The sequence below is a fragment of the Achromobacter sp. CF-sbj1-Ac2-l genome, assembly GCF_052698165.1.
Genome location: NZ_CP199855.1, coordinates 1,327,770 through 1,347,546, shown reverse-complemented (window position 1 = coordinate 1,347,546; position 19,777 = coordinate 1,327,770). Strand labels below are relative to the sequence as shown.

At 65.8% G+C, this 19,777-nt stretch carries 15 protein-coding genes; 2 read left to right on the top strand and 13 right to left on the bottom strand.

What is annotated here, in order from left to right; translation table 11 throughout:
• Window positions 1–20: 20 nt before the first annotated feature.
• Complete coding sequence (gene ispF / locus ACUDCK_RS06150) at window positions 21–506, bottom strand: 2-C-methyl-D-erythritol 2,4-cyclodiphosphate synthase (RefSeq protein ID WP_064525979.1); 486 nt, start codon at window positions 504–506, stop codon at window positions 21–23.
• Window positions 503–1,186, bottom strand: a complete 684-nt coding sequence (ispD, locus tag ACUDCK_RS06145) for a 2-C-methyl-D-erythritol 4-phosphate cytidylyltransferase (RefSeq protein WP_144654948.1) — start codon at window positions 1,184–1,186, stop codon at window positions 503–505. The genes ispF and ispD overlap by 4 nt, the downstream gene beginning before the upstream one ends.
• Window positions 1,187–1,215: 29 nt before the next feature.
• Between ispD and mfd the strand changes: the two genes are divergently transcribed.
• Entirely contained in the window at window positions 1,216–4,698 is a 3,483-nt protein-coding gene (mfd, locus tag ACUDCK_RS06140; protein ID WP_167517608.1) for a transcription-repair coupling factor, read from the top strand.
• A gap of 23 nt (window positions 4,699–4,721) precedes the next feature.
• The gene (serB, locus tag ACUDCK_RS06135) at window positions 4,722–5,579 is read left to right on the top strand and encodes a phosphoserine phosphatase SerB (protein WP_116792024.1); all 858 of its coding nucleotides are present in this window, start codon (window positions 4,722–4,724) and stop codon (window positions 5,577–5,579) included.
• 58 nt (window positions 5,580–5,637) lie between these two features.
• Here serB and ACUDCK_RS06130 read toward each other — a convergent pair whose 3' ends face one another.
• The 11 genes from ACUDCK_RS06130 to nuoG form a co-directional block, all read right to left on the bottom strand.
• Window positions 5,638–7,881, bottom strand: coding sequence for a TonB-dependent receptor (locus tag ACUDCK_RS06130; protein ID WP_445659299.1), 2,244 nt, complete (start codon window positions 7,879–7,881; stop codon window positions 5,638–5,640).
• A gap of 191 nt (window positions 7,882–8,072) precedes the next feature.
• A protein-coding gene (locus tag ACUDCK_RS06125) for an IS3 family transposase (protein WP_374700840.1) occupies window positions 8,073–9,418 on the bottom strand; the annotation gives its coding sequence in 2 pieces (ribosomal slippage) (window positions 8,073–8,951 and window positions 8,954–9,418; 1,344 coding nt in all).
• Window positions 9,419–9,506: 88 nt separating this feature from the next.
• A complete protein-coding gene (locus ACUDCK_RS06120) occupies window positions 9,507–9,836 on the bottom strand; it encodes a DUF2818 family protein (RefSeq protein WP_175167715.1) in 330 nt (109 codons plus the stop codon).
• Window positions 9,837–9,848: 12 nt separating this feature from the next.
• On the bottom strand, window positions 9,849–11,333 hold the full coding sequence (nuoN, locus tag ACUDCK_RS06115) for an NADH-quinone oxidoreductase subunit NuoN (RefSeq protein WP_049072054.1): 1,485 nt from the start codon (window positions 11,331–11,333) through the stop codon (window positions 9,849–9,851).
• 9 nt (window positions 11,334–11,342) lie between these two features.
• Window positions 11,343–12,845, bottom strand: coding sequence for an NADH-quinone oxidoreductase subunit M (locus ACUDCK_RS06110; RefSeq protein WP_020924741.1), 1,503 nt, complete (start codon window positions 12,843–12,845; stop codon window positions 11,343–11,345).
• Window positions 12,842–14,884 (bottom strand): NADH-quinone oxidoreductase subunit L, encoded by a 2,043-nt coding sequence (gene nuoL / locus ACUDCK_RS06105; protein ID WP_054501602.1) that lies wholly within the window; start codon window positions 14,882–14,884, stop codon window positions 12,842–12,844. Before nuoL ends, ACUDCK_RS06110 begins: the two co-directional genes overlap by 4 nt.
• Window positions 14,885–14,901: 17 nt before the next feature.
• Window positions 14,902–15,210, bottom strand: a complete 309-nt coding sequence (gene nuoK, locus ACUDCK_RS06100) for an NADH-quinone oxidoreductase subunit NuoK (RefSeq protein WP_006217969.1) — start codon at window positions 15,208–15,210, stop codon at window positions 14,902–14,904.
• Window positions 15,207–15,848, bottom strand: a complete 642-nt coding sequence (locus ACUDCK_RS06095; RefSeq protein ID WP_049072046.1) for an NADH-quinone oxidoreductase subunit J — start codon at window positions 15,846–15,848, stop codon at window positions 15,207–15,209. Before ACUDCK_RS06095 ends, nuoK begins: the two co-directional genes overlap by 4 nt.
• 17 nt (window positions 15,849–15,865) lie before the next feature.
• Window positions 15,866–16,354, bottom strand: a complete 489-nt coding sequence (nuoI, locus tag ACUDCK_RS06090) for an NADH-quinone oxidoreductase subunit NuoI (protein ID WP_006389216.1) — start codon at window positions 16,352–16,354, stop codon at window positions 15,866–15,868.
• A gap of 21 nt (window positions 16,355–16,375) precedes the next feature.
• Window positions 16,376–17,449, bottom strand: a complete 1,074-nt coding sequence (nuoH, locus tag ACUDCK_RS06085; RefSeq protein ID WP_006389215.1) for an NADH-quinone oxidoreductase subunit NuoH — start codon at window positions 17,447–17,449, stop codon at window positions 16,376–16,378.
• Window positions 17,449–19,776, bottom strand: coding sequence for an NADH-quinone oxidoreductase subunit NuoG (gene nuoG / locus ACUDCK_RS06080; RefSeq protein ID WP_054419747.1), 2,328 nt, complete (start codon window positions 19,774–19,776; stop codon window positions 17,449–17,451). Before nuoG ends, nuoH begins: the two co-directional genes overlap by 1 nt.
• Between the last annotated feature and the right edge of the window lies 1 nt (window position 19,777).

Sequence of the window (19,777 nt, the reverse complement as noted above, 5' to 3'; positions counted from 1 at the left end):
ATCCGTCAGCCAGGCGCCTTTCAGGCCCGCGCCAGCAGCGCCACCACCGTCGCCGCGATGCCTTCCTTGCGGCCCAGGTAGCCCAGGCCTTCGTTGGTCTTGGCCTTGATGTTGACCTCGCTTTCGGCCAGGCCGGTGTCGGCCGCGATGTTCCTGGCCATGGCCGGCGCATGCGGGCCGATCTTCGGCGCCTGCGCGTGCAGGGTCGCGTCGATGTTCACCGGCGTCCAGCCGGCCTGCCGTACCCGCGCCATGGCCTCGCGCAGCAGCACGCGGCTGTCCGCGCCCTTGAAGGCCGGGTCGGTATCGGGAAAATGGCGGCCGATATCGCCAAGGCCCGCGGCGCCGAGCAAGGCGTCGGTGATCGCATGCAGCAGCACGTCGGCATCGGAATGGCCCAGCAGGCCGTGGCTGTGGGGAATGGTCACGCCGCCGATGATCAGCGGCCGGCCCTCGACCAGCGCATGCACGTCGAAACCCTGTCCGACGCGAAAAGGAATACTCATAGCCATTTTTCCATCAGTTCGAAATCGTCCGGCCAGGTCACCTTGAAATTGCGCATCGCGCCGGGCACCAGCAGCGGCGCGTAGCCCGCGGCCTCGATGGCCGAGGCCTCGTCGGTCACCGCCACGCCATTGACCGCGGCAGCCGTCAGCGCATCGCGCAGCGCGCCGGCGCGGAACATCTGCGGCGTCTGGGCCAGCCACAGGCCGTTGCGGTCGAGCGTGCGCTCGACGCGCTCGTGGCCGGCCTTGACAGTGTCGGCCACCGGCAGCGCCAGCAGGCCGCCGACCGGGTCCGCCAGGCAGGCGTCGATCAGGCGCGCCAGCGCCGCGGCCGGCAGGCCAGGGCGGGCCGCGTCGTGCACCAGCACCCAGGTCGCGTCGGAAACCCCGCTTTCAGCGAGCGCCCCCGCCACGGTATCGGCGCGAGTGGCGCCGCCGCAGGCACGCCAGACGGTGCGCGGCAGGCCGGCCAGGGCCTGGTCGACCCAGCCGTCGCCAGGCGTCACCGCCACCCGCACCTGCGACACGCGGTCGTCGGCGAGCAACGCGGCCACCGCGTGGCGCAGCATGGGCTGTCCGGCCAACGGACGGTATTGTTTCGGCACGCTCTCAGCGCCGGGGCGGCTGGCGCGGGCGCCGACGCCGGCGGCGGGAACGATTGCGATGATTGAGTCAGACATGGTTCGGTGATTTTATAATCTTCCGCTTGATGCCTGCTCCCAGCCTGATGCCCGCTCCCACCTCCTCCGCCACGGCAGCGCCGCCCGTTCCCGCGACCGCCCCCACTCTCGCCGCGCTCAAGCCCGGCACGCGTTATGCGCAACCGCGCCCGCCCGGCTCGGGCGACGCCTGGCTGCTGGCCGACCTGGCGCGGCAGGCCGCGGCGCCGCTGGTGGTGCTGACCGCCGAGCCGCTGGAAGCGCAGCGCCTGGCCGAGGAAATCGCGCTGTTCGCGCCCGGCCTGCGCGTGCGCCAGCTACCCGACTGGGAAACGCTGCCGTACGACGCCTTTTCGCCGCACCAGGACCTGATCTCCGAGCGCCTGCACACCCTGCACTCGCTGATGATGAAGACGGTGGACGTGCTGACGGTGCCGGTCACCACCGCGCTGTACCGGCTGGCGCCGCCGTCGTTCCTGGCAGCCTACACCTTTTCCTTCAAGCAGAAGGACAGGCTCAACGAGGCGGCGCTGCGCGCGCAGTTGACGCTGGCCAACTACAACCACGTCACCCAGGTCACCGCGCCCGGCGAGTTCTGTCTGCGTGGCGGCCTGATCGACCTGTTCCCGATGGGATCGGCGCTGCCCTACCGGCTGGACCTGTTCGACGACGAGATCGAGACCATCCGCAGCTTCGACGTCGACACCCAGCGCAGCCTGTATCCGGTGCGCGAGGTACAGCTACTGCCGGGCCGCGAATTCCCCATGGACGAGGATTCGCGCAACCGCTTCCGCGCGCGGTTCCGCGAAGTGTTCGAAGGCGACCCGTCGCGCGCCCTGCCCTACAAGGACATCGGCAACGGCATCCCCTTCGCCGGGGTCGAGTACTACCTGCCGCTGTTCTTCGACGAGACCGCGACGCTGTTCGACTACCTGGCCGACAACGCCATCACCGTCACCGTCGGCGACATCGACGACGCCATGATGCGCTTTCACCAGGACACCGGCAGCCGCTACGGCTTCCTGAAAAGCGACCGCGAGCGCCCGGTGCTGCCGCCGTCGGCGCTGTTCCTGGACGAGCAGACGCTGTACGCCCGCCTGAAGGATTTCCGCCGCCTGGCGCTGGCCGCCGGCCAGCCCCATCCCGACTTCCGCGCCGCGCCAGACGTGAGCGTGGCGCGCCGCGCCGAAGACCCGATCGCCAAGTTGCGCACGCACGTCGGCAAGCCGCAAGGCCGTGTGCTGCTGTGCGCCGACTCGGCCGGCCGCCGCGAAACGCTGGTGCAGATGCTCAACGAGTTCGGCGTCACCCCCGACGCGCAGCCCGACAGCATCGAAGCCTTCCTGGCTTCCGACGCCCATTTCGGCATCGTCGCCGCGCCGCTGGCCACCGGCTTCGAGCTGCCGCAGGCCAATCTGGCCTTCCTGACCGAGAACGACCTCTATCCGGGACTGGCCAGCACCGGCCGGCGCGGCAAGCGCGACCAGGAACGCGCCAGCAACGTCGAAGCGATGGTGCGCGACCTGTCCGAACTGCGCGCTGGCGACCCCGTGGTGCACGCCCAGCACGGCATCGGCCGCTACCACGGCCTGGTCAACATGGACATGGGCGAAGGCGAGATGGAGTTCCTGCATCTCGAATACGCCAACGGCAGCACGCTGTATGTGCCGGTGTCGCAGTTGCACGTGATCGCCCGCTACAGCGGCGCCGATCCGGAAGCCGCGCCGCTGCACCAGCTCGGCTCGGGCCAGTGGGACAAGGCGCGCCGCAAGGCCGCCAAGCAGGTGCGCGACACCGCCGCCGAACTGCTGGCGCTGTATGCCCAGCGCGCCGCGCGCGAGGGCTTCGCCTTCAACCTGCCGCTCAACGACTACCAGGCCTTCGCCGAGGGCTTCGGTTTCGAGGAAACGGCCGACCAGGCCGCCGCCATCGAGGCCGTGATCGCCGACATGACCTCGGGCCGGCCGATGGACCGCCTGGTGTGCGGCGACGTCGGCTTCGGCAAGACCGAGGTGGCGCTGCGCGCCGCGTTCCTGGCCGTGGCCAACGGCAAGCAGGTCGCCCTGCTCTGCCCTACCACGCTGCTGGCCGAACAGCACGCGCAGACCTTCTCCGACCGCTTCGCCGACTGGCCGGTGCGGGTGGTGGAGCTGTCGCGTTTCCGCTCGGCCAAGGAAGTGTCGGCGGCCATCGAGGGCATCAACGACGGCCGCGTCGACATCGTCATCGGCACCCACAAGATCCTGTCCAAGGACGTGAAGTTTAAGCGCCTCGGGCTGGTCATCATCGACGAGGAACACCGCTTCGGCGTGCGCCAGAAGGAAGCGCTCAAGGCGCTGCGCGCCGAGGTCGACGTGCTCACCCTGACCGCCACGCCCATTCCGCGCACGCTCGGCATGTCGCTCGAAGGCATCCGCGACTTCTCGGTCATCGCCACCGCGCCGCAAAAGCGGCTGGCGATCAAGACCTTCGTGCGGCGCGAGGACGGCAGCACGCTGCGCGAGGCGCTGCTGCGCGAGCTCAAGCGCGGCGGCCAGTGCTACTTCCTGCACAACGAGGTCGAGACCATCCACAACCGCCGCGCGCGCCTCGAAGAGCTGGTGCCCGAGGCCCGCATCGCGGTGGCCCATGGCCAGATGCCCGAACGCGACCTGGAACAGGTGATGAAGGGCTTCTACCAGCAGCGCTACAACGTGCTGCTGTGCACCACCATCATCGAGACCGGCATCGACGTGCCCAGCGCCAACACCATCGTGATCCACCGCGCCGACCGCTTCGGCCTGGCGCAGTTGCATCAGTTGCGCGGCCGCGTCGGCCGCTCGCACCACCAGGCCTACGCCTACCTGCTGACACCGGGCGAGGACGCCATCACCAGCAACGCCAAGAAGCGGCTGGAGGCGATCCAGGCCATGGAGGAATTGGGCTCGGGCTTCTACCTGGCCATGCACGACCTGGAGATCCGCGGCACCGGCGAGGTGCTGGGCGATTCGCAGTCGGGCAACATCCAGGAAGTGGGCTTCTCGATGTACAACGAAATGCTCAACGAAGCGGTGCGCGCCCTGCGCGCCGGCGAAGAGCCGGACCTGGACGCGCCCTTCAACCTGGCCTGCGAGGTCAACCTGCACGCGCCGGCGCTGCTGCCGTCCGACTACTGCGCCGACGTGCACGCGCGCCTGAGCGTCTACAAGCGCCTGGCCCACGCCGCCGACGAGGACGACCTGATCCAGATCCAGGAAGAACTGATCGACCGCTTCGGCAAGCTGCCCGAGGCGGCGCAGACGCTGCTGACCACGCACCGCCTGCGCCTGGCCGCGCAACCGCTGGGCATCGTCAAGATCGACGCCAGCGAAACCCAGGCGCTGCTGCAGTTCGGCCCCAAGACCAGCGTCGATCCGGCGAAAATCATCGAGCTGGTGCAGCGGCAACGCCACATCAAACTCGCCGGACAGGATAAATTGCGGGTTGAGATCAAGGCCGCGCAGATCCCGGCCCGCGCCGACGCCGTGCGCGCCGTGCTGCGCGCCTTGAAGTAACCCGCCCCGACCTTCGCATTTTTATGACTATCCATCACCTCGTCGTCCAATCCCCCGGCCTGACGGTCGAACACGCCGAACAGCTCGCCGCGCTGGCGCAGGCGCAAGGCGTGGCCCGCATCAGCGCCACGGCCGCTCGCCTGCTCGACGTGCAGCACGACGACGCCACCCGCGCCGACGTGGTGGCGTGGGCCGAGCGCCATGGCATCGACACCGCCTTCGTGCCGGCCGGCCTGAAGCTGTCGCACTGCAAGGTGCTGGCGATGGACATGGACTCGACGCTCATCAACATCGAGTGCATCGACGAGATCGCCGGCGTGGCCGGCGTCAAGGACAAGGTTTCGGAGATCACCGAAGCCGCGATGCGCGGCGAGATCAAGGACTTCTCCGAGAGCCTGCGGCGCCGCGTGGCGCTGCTCAAGGATGTGCCGGCCGAGGCCCTGGAACAGGTCTACACCGAGAAACTGCGCCTGAACCCGGGCGCCGAGCGGCTGATCACCACCGCCCAGGCGGCGGGCATCAAGGTGCTGCTGGTGTCGGGCGGCTTCACCTTCTTCACCGACCGCCTGCGCGAGCGCCTGCGGCTGGACAGTGCGCACGCCAACACGCTCGAGATCGACAACGGCGTGCTGACCGGCCGCGTGCTGGGCGACATCCTGGACGCCGACGCCAAGGCCGTCTACCTGCGCGAGTTCGCCCGCACCCACGGCGCCACCAAGGAGCAGATCATCGCCATGGGCGACGGCGCCAACGACCTGAAGATGCTGGGCGCCGCGGGCTTTCCGGTGGCGTACCACGCCAAGCCGCTGGTGCGGCAGCAGACGCGCTACGCGCTGAACGTCTCGGGCCTGGACGGCGTGCTGAACTGGTTCGAAAGCTGATCGCGGCGCGCCCAGCGGAAAGCCACCGAAGGATGGCTTTCCTGACTGGCGGCAGCGGTCAATAACGCAAACTTACCGACAGCAGCGCCGCCCGCCCCGTGCCGAGCGCAGCATGGTTGCTTGGGCGGGCGCGTGTGTAGAACGTCCGGTCAAACACGTTCAACACATTGAGTTGCGCCGATACATTGGGACTGAATTTGTACTTGGCCATCGCATCGAAACGCCAGTACGACGGCACCCAGCGCGCCTTGGGCGCCCCCGTCGCGTCGACGCTCGCATCCGCCTTGCCGTAGACCTTGTCGACATAGTAGGCGCCACCGCCCAGCGTCAATTCGGGCAGCACCTTGTAGGAGGTCCAAAGGCTGAATGCGTTGCGCGGCGTGTTCGGCAGGTCGCGGCCTTCCGCGCCGACGTCCTTGCGTCCGCCGCGGATCAGCTTGCTGTCCAGGAAGGTATAGCCGCCATAGACGTTCCACGCCGGCGTGATGGCGCCCGAGAAGCCCAGCTCGAATCCACGCACGCGGGTCCGGCCCGCCTGCTCGTATTCGTTCGGCATCACCTCGATATTGGTGTTCGTGCGCGTGTCCTGGAACACCGCGCCCGACAGCGTCAGGCGCTCGTCCAGCACCTGCCATTTGACGCCCGCCTCGACCGTGCGGCTTTTTTCGGGCGCCGCCGCCTCGTCCGAGCTTTTCCTCAGGATGTCCGACGCGGTGGCTCCCGCCAACGAGGACGGCGTCGAAGACGTGCCGTACGAGGCATAGATCGTGCCCGCGGGCACCGGCTTGTACGCCAGGCCGAATTGATAGTTGAACAGGTTGTCGGCGCGGCGATAGCTCTGCTCTTTCCTGTCATGGCCGTGGGTACGGTAGTTGTCCCAGCGCAGCCCGATGCTGGCCTGCCAGTGTTCGTCGAGCTCGAGGGTATCGAAACCGTAAAGCGCCAGCGTGTCGGTGGCGTAGGGCGCCGGCCAACTGCGAACCGTGCGGCAGGGATAGGCCACGTTCGGGTCGGGGTCGCGCAGAGAGGTCTGCGTCAGGTCGGCCGGGCACTTGGTGATCCCGTCCGACTTCAGAACCTGATCGTTGTTGTAGGCCATGGTCTGTCTGACGCTGGTGTATTCGAACCCCAGGTCGAAGCCATGCTTGATCGCGCCTGTCAGGAACTCGCCGCTCAGGTCTGTCTGGTTCGCGAATGCCTTGGTGGTGTAGTACCTGCCATAGGCAGGCCGGTTGACGATACCTGCCGGCAGGTTGGCGAGCGTGAGGTCGGGCTGGGTGGCGAGATAGTCGGCGGTTTCGCGGCCATAGCGCACCACGTTGCGCAGCTTGAGCTTGTCGGAAAAATCATGCTGGAAATCGACCGTGGCCATGCCATCGCGCGTCTTCATGAAATCGCGCTTGGCCAGGCCGTAGAAGTTCTTGCGTTTGATCCCCATGGTTTCCGTCACCGGCTGGCCCGTCCGCGGATCGTAGGGGATGGAGTAGTCCGGCATGCTGTCGTTCTGGTAATGGTAGTAGCTCAGCGTGATGCGGGTCGGCGTGCCCATCCCCAGCGTCAGCGCCGGCGCCACCCCCCAGCGCGCGAAATTCACCGCCTTGTCGCGACCCGGCACGTCGCCCTTGGTGCCCATCAGGTTCAGGCGGAAGGCCGACTTTTCGCCCAGCCGCCAGTTGCTGTCCAGGGTGCCGCGGTAGTTGCTGTCGGTGCCGATCTGCCCGGTGACCTCGATAGCATCCTTGGCCTTGGGCGCCTTGCTGACCAGATTGATGCTGCCACCGGCGCCGCCACGGCCGGCGTAGACCGAATCCGGTCCCTTGATGATCTCGACCTGTTCCAGGTTGAAGGTGTCGCGCGCCTGCATGCTGACGTCGCGCACGCCGTCCAGGAACAGGCTGCTGGCGGCATTCTGGCCACGGATGACGGGCAGGTCGCCGCCCGCGCGCCCGCCCTCACCCGCGGCGAAGGTGATGCCTGGCGAGTTTTGCAGCACATCCTGCAGCGAGGTCGCGGACTGGTCGGAGATCACCTGCTTGGGCACCACCTGCACCGAGCGCGGCGTATCCAGCAGCGGCGCGGTCATCTTGGGCGACTGGACACTGTTCGGTTGATAAGGCGAGGCGTCCTCTCCCTCCACCTGCACCGGGGCCAGCAAGGGAGCGCTCGATTGCGCCATCGCATGGGGACTGACGAACAGCGCGGGCACCGCGATCGCGGCGGCCAGCGACCCGGCCAGTGAATTCAGCGCGTATGAGTCTTCGAGTTTCAAGATCAAGCTCTCCCGGAGGTGAATGACAACCATTTCTGTTTAAGACAGGTTGCGATTCTGGATGGGAAAGTTGATTGAGTTCGATCCTGCAGGGGAAATCGGACGCGCTAACGCGGGGATGCCGCGACTTGATGGCAATTCGCCACAGAATCGGCAATCAGCGGCAACACCGCATCCAAGCAAAACGCCCCTTGTGAACTGACCCCCAGAAGTTGGACAGTCAGCTAAAGCCCGAAGGCCTGAGCTCGGTATTGCACCGGGCTCAGGCCTTTTAGCTTGAGCTTGATGCGATCGTGATTGTAGTAACGGATGTACTGTCGAATGCCGGCTTGCAACTGCTCGATGCTTTCGAAGCGATTCAAGTGGAAGAACTCAGCCTTGAGCGTGCCGAAGAAGCTTTCCATAGCGGCATTGTCCAGGCAGTTTCCCTTGCGTGACATGCTTTGCGTCACCGATCTATCTGCCAGCATCCGCCTGTAGTTCTGCTGCTGGTACTGCCAACCCTGATCGGAGTGCAGCACTGGACGCTCCGTCGGCAGCAGCCGCGCCAGCGCCTTCTTCAGCATGCTGCCCACGAGCTTGAACACCGGCCGGCGGCTGGTCTCGTAGGCCACGATCTCGCCGTTGTATAGGTCCATCACCGGCGACAGGTACAGCTTCTCGCCTCGTACGTTGAACTCGGTCACATCGGTGACCCACTTTTGGTTCGGACGCGCCGCCTCGAAGTCGCGCGCCAACACGTTGGCCGCCACGTGGTGCGATTGGCCTCGGTAGGACCGGTACTTCTTGGCGCGCACCAGCGACTTCAAGCCTAGCGCCTGCATCAGCTTCTGCACGGTCTTGTGGTTCACTAGCTCACCGGCCTGGCGCAAGACCGCCGTAATCCGGCGGTAGCCGTAGCGGCCCTTGTGACGGGCGTAGACCGCGCTGATGCGCTGCTTGAGCTCGGCGTACGGGTCCACGGCTCCGAACGACTTCAGGTGGTAATAAAACGTGCTGCGCGACAGCTTGGCGACGCGTAGCAGTAGTGCCAGCGGATGCTTGGGCCTTAATCCTTGGACCACTTGCGCTTTCCAACCAGCGCCCGGGTCTTCTCCGCTTCGATCAAGGCCTTCATTTTTTTTAGGTAATCGTTCTCCGCGCGCAGATAGGCCAGCTCTTGCTCGAGTTCTTCCTTGGTCATGTCCTTGGACACCGGCTCTGGGGGGTACTTATGCGGCATGCTTGCTCCTCGGCGCTTGCGCGCCAGCGCCTCTATACCCCCAGCATCATACTGGGCGCGCCATTTCGTAATGTGCCCTGTATGACGAATCCCCAGCAACACCGCTGCCTGCGTGTCCGACAGACCTTCGCGCCGGATCTTGATCAGCACCGATTGTTTGAAGGCCGCGCTGTACGAGCCAGATTGCCTGCGCAACCCGTTAACGCCATGCGCTCGAAAACTCCCGACCCAGCGCCGCACCATTGAGTGCGGCACTTCGTATCGGCGCGCCACCGATTTGAAGCCGTCCGTGCCTTGCAGGTACGCCTGCACCACTTTGATCTTGAATTGCTCTTCATACTTCGCCATGTAAAAACCCCCGAAGGTCGGATCAATATCCAACTTTCGGGGGTCAGTTCATTGCGGGGCGTTTTCGGATATTGCGTGGCGCGGCCGGTCAGGTCCGCAGGCGCGGATGCCGCTTGAACAGATAGCGGTACACGAACCCGGGATAGGCCAGCACCAGGTACAGGCTCAAGGTGATGGCGTAGAACTCCCAGGTCTGCGCGAAGCGATTGCCCAGCGCGGACTCGAACGTGAAGCCCAGGGCGCCCACGATCAGGTAGAACACCAGCACTTCGACCAGGCGCATCCAGAACGGCTTGCCGGCTTCGGCCCCGCCCTGCTTCCACGGCAGCACGGCAAACACGCGCTCCGTCAGGAAGGGCAGGTTCGCGCTGACCAGGGCCAGCGCGATCAGGAGCCATACCGCCAGGGTCTGGTTCATGGCCCGCTTCGCTTACAGGCTGAGCGAGCTGCGGATGGCCTGCACGCACAGGGCCATCAGGCCGCCCGGCAACAGACCCAGCACCAGGATCAGCAGGCCATTGACCGACAGCACGCCGCGCTGGCCGCAGGTGGCCGCCATCGGGGCGGCATCGGCCGCCGGCTCGTCGAAGTACACGACCTTGACCACGCGCAGGTAGTAGAACGCGCCGATCAGCGAGAACACCACCGCGACCACCGCCAGCGTGACGTGGCCGGCGCTGACCAGCGCCTGCAGCACCGCCAGCTTGGCGTAGAAGCCCACCAGCGGCGGGATGCCGGCCAGCGAGAACATCAGCAGCAGCACGATGGCGGCATGCCACGGGCTGCGGCGGTTCAGGCCCTTCAGGTCGTCGATGTGCTCGCACTCGAAACCCTGGCGCGACAGCAGCAGCACGATGCCGAAGCTGGCCAGCGTGGTCAGCACGTAGGTCAGCATGTAGAACAGCGACGCGCCGTAGGCGGACGAGGCCAGTTCCGGCTTGCCGACCACCGAGCCCGACATCAGGCCCAGCAGCACGAAGCCCATGTGCGAGATGGTCGAGTAGGCGAGCATGCGCTTGAAGTTGGTCTGCGCGATGGCGGTCAGGTTGCCGATGGCCAGCGACAGCACCGCCAGGATCATCAGCATCGGCTGCCAGTCGGCCGCCAGGCCGTGCAGGCCGTCGACCAGCAGGCGCAGCGTGATGGCGAAGGCCGCCAGTTTGGGCGCGCCGCCCAGGATCAGCGTGACCGCGGTCGGCGAACCCTGGTAGACGTCCGGCACCCACATGTGGAACGGCACGGCGCCGAGCTTGAACGCCAGGCCCGAAACCAGGAACACGATGCCGAACACCAGGGCCAGCTTCTCGGCCTTGCCGGCGGCGATGACCTTGGAGACTTCGGCCAGGTCGAGGTGGCCGGTGGCGCCGTAGACCATCGACATGCCGTACAGCAGGAAGCCCGAGGCCAGCGCGCCCAGCACGAAGTACTTCATGGCGGCTTCGGTGGCGACGACGTTGTCGCGACGCAGCGCGATCAGCGCGTACAGCGCCAGCGACATCAGCTCCAGGCCCAGGTAGATCGAGATCAGGTTGCCCGACGAGATCATCACCATCTGGCCCAGCAGGGCGAACAGCGTCAGCACGTACAGTTCGCCGCCGCGCATCATGTCGCGCAACTGGGCGTAGACGCGGCCGTAGACCAGCGTGACCGCCACCGCGATGTAAGAGGCAATCTTGAGCAGGTGCGACAGCTCGTCGGTGACGTACAGGCCGTTGAAGGTCGAACCCGTGACGCCGTTCTTCCACTGCAGCGCCGACACCACGGTCAGCACGCCCAGCGCCAGCATGGTCAGCAGGAACGTCGGCTTGCGCTCGGGGTGATTGCTGACCGCGTCGACGAGCAGGATAGCCAGGCCGAAAACCAGCAGGAGGATTTCCGGTGTCGCCAGGGCGAAATCGATTTGGGATTGCATCATTGTCTTGTCTTACAGTTTCGAGACGGCAACGTGTTGCAGCAGGGCCTCGACCGACACGTGCATCACGTCGGTGAAGGGCTTGGGATAGATCCCCATGTACAGCACGGCGATCGCCATCACGCCAAGAATCACGAATTCGCGGCGGTTGATATCGGTCAGCTCGCGCACATGGTCGTTGGCGACATCGCCCAGGACCACGCGCTTGACCATCCACAGCGAATACGAAGCGCCCAGGATCAGCGCGGTGGCCGCCAGCAGGCCGATCCAGAAGTTGTGCTCGACCGCGCCCATGATCACCATGAACTCGCCGACGAAACCGCTGGTGGCCGGCAGGCCGCTGTTGGCCATCGAGAACAGGATGAAGAACGTGGCGAAGCGCGGCATCACGTTGACCACGCCGCCGTAGTCGGCGATGCGGCGCGAGTGCATGCGGTCATAGAGCACGCCGATACACATGAACATGGCGCCCGAGACGAAGCCGTGGGAGATCATCTGCACGATGGCGCCTTCGACGCCGGCCGTGTTGAAGATGAAGAAACCCAGGGTGACGAAGCCCATGTGGGCGACCGACGAATAGGCCACCAGCTTCTTCATGTCGTCCTGCACGATCGCCACCAGGCCGATGTAGATCACGGCGATCAGCGACAGCGTGATCATCAGGCCGGCCAGGCTGTGCGAGGCGTCGGGCGCGATCGGCAGCGAGAAGCGCAGGAAACCGTAGGCGCCCAGCTTCAGCATGATCGCGGCCAGCACGATGGAGCCGCCCGTGGGCGCCTCGACGTGGGCGTCCGGCAGCCAGGTGTGCACCGGCCACATCGGCACCTTGACGGCGAAGGCCGCCAGCAGCGCCACGAAGATCAGGATCTGCGGGGTGTAGCCCAGCTTGGTCTGCTGCCAGGTCAGGATGTCGAACGAACCGCCCGAGGCGTTCCACAGGTAGACGAAGGCCACCAGCGTCAGCAGCGAGCCCATCAGGGTGTAGAGGAAGAACTTGAAGGCCGCGTACACCCGGTTCGGTCCGCCCCAGACGCCGATGATGATGTACATCGGGATCAGCGTGGCTTCGAAGAACACGTAGAACAGCATGCCGTCCAGCGCGCAGAACACGCCCACCATCAGACCCGACAGGATCAGGAAGGCGGCCATGTACTGCGACACGCGGCTGGTGATGACTTCCCAGCCGGCCAGCACCACGATGATGGTGATGAACGCGGTCAGGAGCACGAACCACAGCGAAATGCCGTCAACGCCCAGGTGGTAGTTGACGTTGAAGGCTTCGATCCAGGAGGTCTTCTCGACGAACTGCATGGCAGCCGTCTTGGAGTCGAACCCGGTGTACAGCGGGATCGTGACGAGGAAGCCGGCGATCGAGCCGATCAGCGACAGGCCGCGCGTCAGGCCGGGACGGTCGTCACGGCCCACCGCCAGCACCAGCAGGCCGAATACGATCGGGACAAAGATCGCAAGCGTAAGCCAGGGGAAAGTGTTGGATGCCATCTCGCTTGCCATCATTGGGGAATCAGCACAAAGAAAGTCACCAGCGCCATGATGCCGATGATCATCGCGAACGCGTAGTGATAGATGAAGCCGGACTGCAGGTGGCGGCTGATCGCCGACACCCAGCCCACCACGCGGGCGCTGCCGTTGATCAGCAGGCCGTCGATGATGCCGCGGTCGCCGGTCTGCCACAGGCCACGGCCCAGGCAGCGCAGGCCGCGGGCGATGATCTGCTCGTTGACCCAGTCGACGTAGTACTTGTTCTCAAGCACCTTGTTCACGCCCGACAGGCTCGACTTGATCGCGGCCGGGACCTTCGGGTTGATCAGGTAGCAGTACCAGGCGATGACCGCGCCGGCCACGACCAGCCAGAACGGCAGGGTCTGGAAGGCGTGCAGGCCGAAGGCGACCCAGCCGTGCCATTCTTCGTGCAGCTCGTGCATGGCCGGATGCTGCGGCAGCACCGTGATCACGCCGTTGAAGAACTTGCCGAACAGCATCGGATCCACCGCCCAGGCGCCGATCAGCACCGACGGGATCGCCAGCAGGATCAGCGGCAGGGTCACGACCCAGGGCGACTCGTGCGGCTTGCCGCCGTGGTGGCCGTGGCCATGGTCGTCGTGACCGTGGTCGTCATGGCCGTGCGCGTCGTGGCCGTGGCCATGACCGTGTTCGCTGGTGTCGAAGCGTTCCTTGCCGTGGAAGACCAGGAAGTACACGCGGAACGAGTACAGCGAGGTCACGAACACGCCGATCAGCGTGGCGTAGTAGGCGAAGCTGGCGCCCCAGACGTGGGCGGCGCCGGCCGCTTCGATGATGTGTTCCTTCGAGTAGAAACCCGAGAAGAACGGCGTGCCGACCAGGGCCAGCGTGCCCAAGAGGAAGGTGATCCAGGTGATGGGCATGTACTTGCGCAGGCCGCCCATGTTGCGGATGTCCTGGTCGTGGTGCATGCCGATGATGACCGAGCCCGCGCCCAGGAACAGCAGCGCCTTGAAGAACGCGTGCGTCATCAGGTGGAAGATTGCCACCGAGTAGGCCGAGGCGCCCAGCGCGACGGTCATGTAGCCCAGCTGCGACAGCGTCGAATACGCCACCACGCGCTTGATGTCGTTCTGGATGATGCCCAGGATGCCCAGGAACAGCGCGCCGATGGCGCCGATCACGATGATGAACGACAGTGCGGTGTCCGACAGCTCGAACAGCGGCGAGAAGCGCGCGACCATGAAGATGCCGGCCGTCACCATGGTGGCGGCGTGGATCAGCGCGGAGATCGGGGTCGGGCCTTCCATCGAGTCGGGCAGCCAGGCGTGCAGGGGAACCTGCGCCGACTTGCCCATGGCGCCGATGAACAGGCAGATGCAGGCCACGGTCAGCAGCATCCAGTCCGAACCGGGCAGCGTCAGCTTGGACAGCTTGTCGGCCTGGGCGAACACTTCACCGTAGTGCATGGTGCCGGCATAGGCGAACAGCAGGCCGATGCCGAGGACGAAGCCGAAGTCGCCGACGCGGTTGATCAGGAACGCCTTCATGTTGGCGAAGATCGCGGTCGGGCGGGTGTACCAGAAACCGATCAGCAGGTACGAGACCAGGCCCACCGCTTCCCAGCCGAAGAACAGCTGCACCATGTTGTTCGACATCACCAGCATCAGCATGGAGAACGTGAACAGCGAGATGTACGAGAAGAAGCGCTGGTAGCCGGGATCGTCGGCCATGTAGCCGATGGTGTAGATGTGCACCATCAGCGACACCGAGGTCACCACGACCATCATCATGGCCGACAGCGGGTCGATCAGGAAGCCGATTTCCAGCTTGGTCTGGCCGATCAGGCTCCAGGTGTAGACCGCGCCATCAAAGCGCAGGCCGTTGAGCACGTCGCCCAGCACCACCACCGAACCGATGGCGGAGATGAGCACGCCCAGGATGGTGATGACGTGCGAGGCGCGGCGGCCGATCGGACGGCCCAGGAACCCGGTGCCGAAAAGGCCCGCGAGGATTGCTCCGGCCAGCGGCGCCAGCGCGATGAGCAGGTAGAGATTGGGTGAGCTAGACATTTTCTTCCAATACCCCGTCAGCCCTTCAGGCGATCGAGTTCGTCAACGTTGATCGTGTTCAGGTTGCGGAACAGCAGCACCAGGATGGCCAGGCCGATCGCCGCTTCTGCGGCGGCCACGGTCAGGATGAAGAACACGAACACCTGGCCGGCGGTGTCGCCGAACCAGCTGGAGAACGCCACGAAGTTCATGTTGACGGCCAGGAGCACCAGCTCGATGGACATCAGCAGGATGATCAGGTTGCGGCGGTTCAGGAAGATGCCGAAGATCCCGATGGCGAACAGGATCGCCCCCAGGATCAGGTAATGGGCCAGCGTCAGCGTCATTGTTTTTCTCCTTGGGGCGCGGCGGTGCCGTTCTGGGCCTGGGCGCGCTCGCTCTGGGCGGGCATGCTCACCATGCGGAAGCGGTCCTTGGCGCGCACGCGAACCGCGGCGACCGGGTCGTTGTACTTCACGTCGCGGCGGCGGCGCAGGGTCAGCGCGATGGCGGCGACCATGCCGACCAGCAGCAGCGCGGCGCCGACTTCGATGGCGTAGATGTAGTGCGTGTACATCGCTTCACCGAGCGCGCGAGCATTGTTGTAGTCGCCGGCGACCGGGGCTTGCGGGCCCGAGCCGTACCAGGTCGACCCCAGCACGAAGGCCATTTCCAGCACCATCACCAGGCCGATCACCAGGCCCAGCGGCAGGTAGGTCTTCATGCCCTGGCGCAGGGCATCCATGCGGATGTCCAGCATCATGACGACGAACAGGAACAGCACCATCACGGCGCCCACGTACACCAGCACCAGCAGCAGCGCGAGGAACTCGGCGCCCAGCAGCATCCACAGCATGGCCGCGTTGGCGAACGCCAGGATCAGGTGCAGGACGGCGGTGACCGGGCTGCGCGCGGTGATCACGCGGAACGCCGCGATCACCAGCACGGCGGCCAGTATGTAAAACAGGACAGTGGTAAAAGTCATGGATCAGGACCCTGGGCTCAACGGTAGGGAGCGTCTTCGGCCCGGCGGCGGGCGATTTCGGCTTCGTAGCGGTCGCCCACGGCGAGCAGCATGTCTTTGGTGAAATACAGGTCGCCGCGCTTTTCGCCGTGGTATTCGTGGATGTGCGTTTCCACGATCGAGTCCACGGGGCAGCTTTCCTCACAGAAGCCGCAGAAAATGCACTTGGTCAGGTCGATGTCGTAGCGCGTGGTGCGGCGGGTGCCGTCGTCACGCTGGTCCGACTCGATGGTGATGGCCAGCGCGGGGCACACGGCTTCACACAGTTTGCACGCGATGCAGCGCTCTTCCCCATTGGGGTAGCGGCGCAGCGCGTGCAGGCCGCGGAAACGCGCCGAGGTCGGCGTCTTTTCCTGCGGGTAGCGCAAGGTCACCTTGCGCTTGAAGAAATACTTGCCCGTCAGGCGCATGCCCTTGAGCAGTTCGGCCAGCATCAAGCTGCCGAAGAAATCTTTGATCGCTTCCATATCCTGCCTCTGCCTGGCGGCTTAGCGCCAAATGTTCCAGGGCGTCTGCATCCAGATCGCCACAATGACCAGCCAAACACCGGTCAGCGGGATGAAGATCTTCCAACCCAAACGCATGATCTGGTCGTAGCGGTAACGCGGGAACGACGCGCGGAACCACACGAACAACGAAACCACGACGAACGTCTTGAGACCGAGCCAGATCCAACCCGGGATCCAGGTCAGCGGCGCGATGTCGATCGGCGAAGCCCAGCCGCCCAGGAACATGATCGACGCCATGCACGACAGCAGGATCATGTTGGCGTATTCGCCCAGGAAGAACAGCGCGAAGGCCATGCCCGAGTATTCGACCATGTGGCCGGCCACGATTTCCGATTCGCCTTCCACCACGTCGAACGGGTGACGGTTGGTTTCGGCAACGGCCGAGATCACGTAGATCACGAACAGCGGCAAGAGCGGCAGCCAGTTCCAGGACAGGAACGTCAGGCCCTTGTCGGCGAACCAGCCGCGGTTCTGCACATGCACGATCTCGGACATGTTCAGGCTGCCGGACACCAGCAGCACCGTCACCAGCACGAAGCCGATGGCCAGTTCGTACGAGAGCATCTGGGCCGAGGCGCGCAGCGCGCCCAGGAACGCGTACTTGGAGTTCGAGGCCCAGCCGGCGACGATCACGCCGTACACGCCGATCGAGGTGATGGCCATGATGTACAGCAGGCCGGCGTTGACGTTGGCCAGGACCACGTCGGGGCCGAACGGCACCACCGCCCAGGCGGCCAGGGCCGGCATCAGCGTGACCACGGGGGCCACGACGAACAGCACCTTGTTGGCCTGGCTGGGGACCACGACTTCCTTGGTCAGCAGCTTGAACACGTCGGCGAACGGCTGCAGCAGCCCCTTGAAACCGACGCGGTTCGGGCCCATGCGCACGTGCATGGCGCCGATCATCTTGCGCTCCCAGTACGTCAGGTAGGCGACGCACAGGATGATGGGCACGGCGATGACCACGATCTTGATGATCGTCCAGAGAACCATCCAGACCGTCGGACCGAGCAATGCCGTTCCGTGGCTTTCAAGAACATTGAGCCATTCCATCAGGCACGCTCCACGCTGAGTTGACCAAATGCGCCACCCAGGGCTGCGGTATTTTCAAAGGCTGCGGCGATGCGCACGGCGCGATCGGCCACGGCGTCGTCCTGCACGGTTTCGAGCTCGACAGCGCCCTGCCCGCCCGTCACGCGCACCTTGACGCCGGCGGTCAGGCCGAGGCTGGTCAGCGTGTTGCCGTTCATGCGCGCGGCGGGCAGCTTCGAGGCCGGCGCGGCCTGCAGCGGCTCCGAGCGGCGCACCATGGCGTCGGTACGGTAGATCGGCACGTCGGCGACGCGCTCCAGCCCGGTCAGGGGCTGGCCCAGGCCCAGCGGGGCCTTGATGTCGTTGGACAGGCGGCCTTCGACGCCGCCGGCCAGCGCGGCATCGCGCACGGACTCGGAGGTTTCGTCATCGAAGCCGGCCAGGTGCAGGACGTTGCCCAGCACGCGCAGGACCTTCCAGGCCGGACGGGTCTGGCCGAACGGCGCGACCGTGCCCTTGAAGCTCTGGGCCAGGCCCTGGGCGTTGACGAACGTGCCCGAGGTTTCGGTGAACGGCGCCACCGGCAGCATGACGTCGGCCCATTCGGCCGCGGCCGAACGGTAAGGCGTCAGGGCCACGGCGAATTGCGCGCCGCGCAGCGCGGCAATCGCTTGCTGGCCGTTATCGGCATCCAGCAGCGGCTCGGCGTGCAGCACCACGTAGGCCTTGAGCGGCTCGGCCAGCATGGCGGCGGCGTTCTTGCCGCCCTTGCCCGGGATGGCGCCGGCCAGGTAACCGCCGACGGTGTTGCCGCCGGAGGTCAGGAAACCGAACTTGCCGCCGGCCAGGTCGGCCACGGCGCGGCCGTTGGCGGCCAGGGTCGAGGCCTGGGCGCTGGCCACGGCCAGGTTGCCCATCAGCACGGCGGTGTTGGCGCCCGACGCCAGGCTGGCGGCGATGATCTTGGCGTTCTCGCCCGGGGTGACCGAGGCGAACTCGGCCGGCACCGCGGCTTGCTTGGCTTGCGCCAGGGCCACGGCCACTTCGGCCAGGGCGCGCGGCAGCTCGGACGGGGCCACGGTGAGGCGGCCGGCGACCGGCATCAGGGGATCGTCGGCGGCGCTGTCGACCATCAGGATCTGCGTGCCGCGCTTGGCGGCCTGGCGCAGGCGCTGGGCCATCAGCGGGTGGTCCTTGCGCAGGAACGAGCCGACCACCAGGACGCGGTCCAGGTTGTCGAGTTCGGCGATCGGCATGCCCAGCCACGGCGCGCCGGTCAGCGCGGCGTCGAAGGCCGGGTCGGTCTGGCGCAGGCGGAAATCGATGTTCTCGGAACCCAGCGCGCGGACCAGGCGGCCCAGCAGCGCGTATTCCTCGGTGGTGGCGTATTCGGACGCCAGGGCGCCGATCTGGCCGGCGCCGAAGCTGTCACGCACGCGCGACAGGCCTTGGGCCACGGCGGCCAGGGCGTCGGCCCAGGAGGCTTCCTGCCACTTGCCGTCGGCGCCCTTGATCATCGGGGCGGACAGGCGGTCTTCGCTGTTCAGGCCTTCGTACGAGAAGCGGTCGCGGTCGCTGATCCAGCATTCGTTGATGGCTTCGTCTTCGAACGGCACCACACGCATCACGCGGTCGCCCTTGACCTGGACCACCAGGTTGGCGCCCAGGCTGTCGTGCGGGCTGACCGAACGACGACGGGCCAGTTCCCAGGTGCGGGCGCTGTAGCGGAAGGGCTTGGAGGTCAGCGCGCCCACCGGACAGATGTCGATCATGTTGCCCGAGAGCTCGGACTCGATCGAGCGGCCCACGAACGAGGTGATCTCGGAGTGCTCGCCACGGCCCAGCATGCCCAGTTCCATGACGCCGGCGATTTCCTGGCCGAAGCGCACGCAGCGGGTGCAGTGGATGCAGCGGCTCATTTCCTCGGCGGAAACCAGCGGGCCCAGGTCCTTGTGGAACACCACGCGCTTTTCTTCCTGGTAACGCGAGGAAGAGCCGCCGTAGCCCACGGCCAGGTCCTGCAACTGGCATTCGCCGCCCTGATCGCAGATCGGGCAGTCGAGCGGGTGATTGATGAGCAAGAATTCCATCACCGACTTCTGAGCGGCGCGAGCCTTCTCGGAGCAGGTGTGCACGACCATGCCGTTCGTCACGGGGGTGGCGCAGGCGGGCAGCGCCTTGGGCGCCTTTTCCACTTCGACCAGGCACATGCGGCAGTTGGCCGCGATGGACAGTTTCTTGTGGTAGCAGAAATGCGGCACGTAAAGCCCGACTTTCTGGGCCGCATGCATCACCATGCTGCCCTCGGGCACTTCTACCGTATTGCCGTCGACGGTTAGTTCAACCATT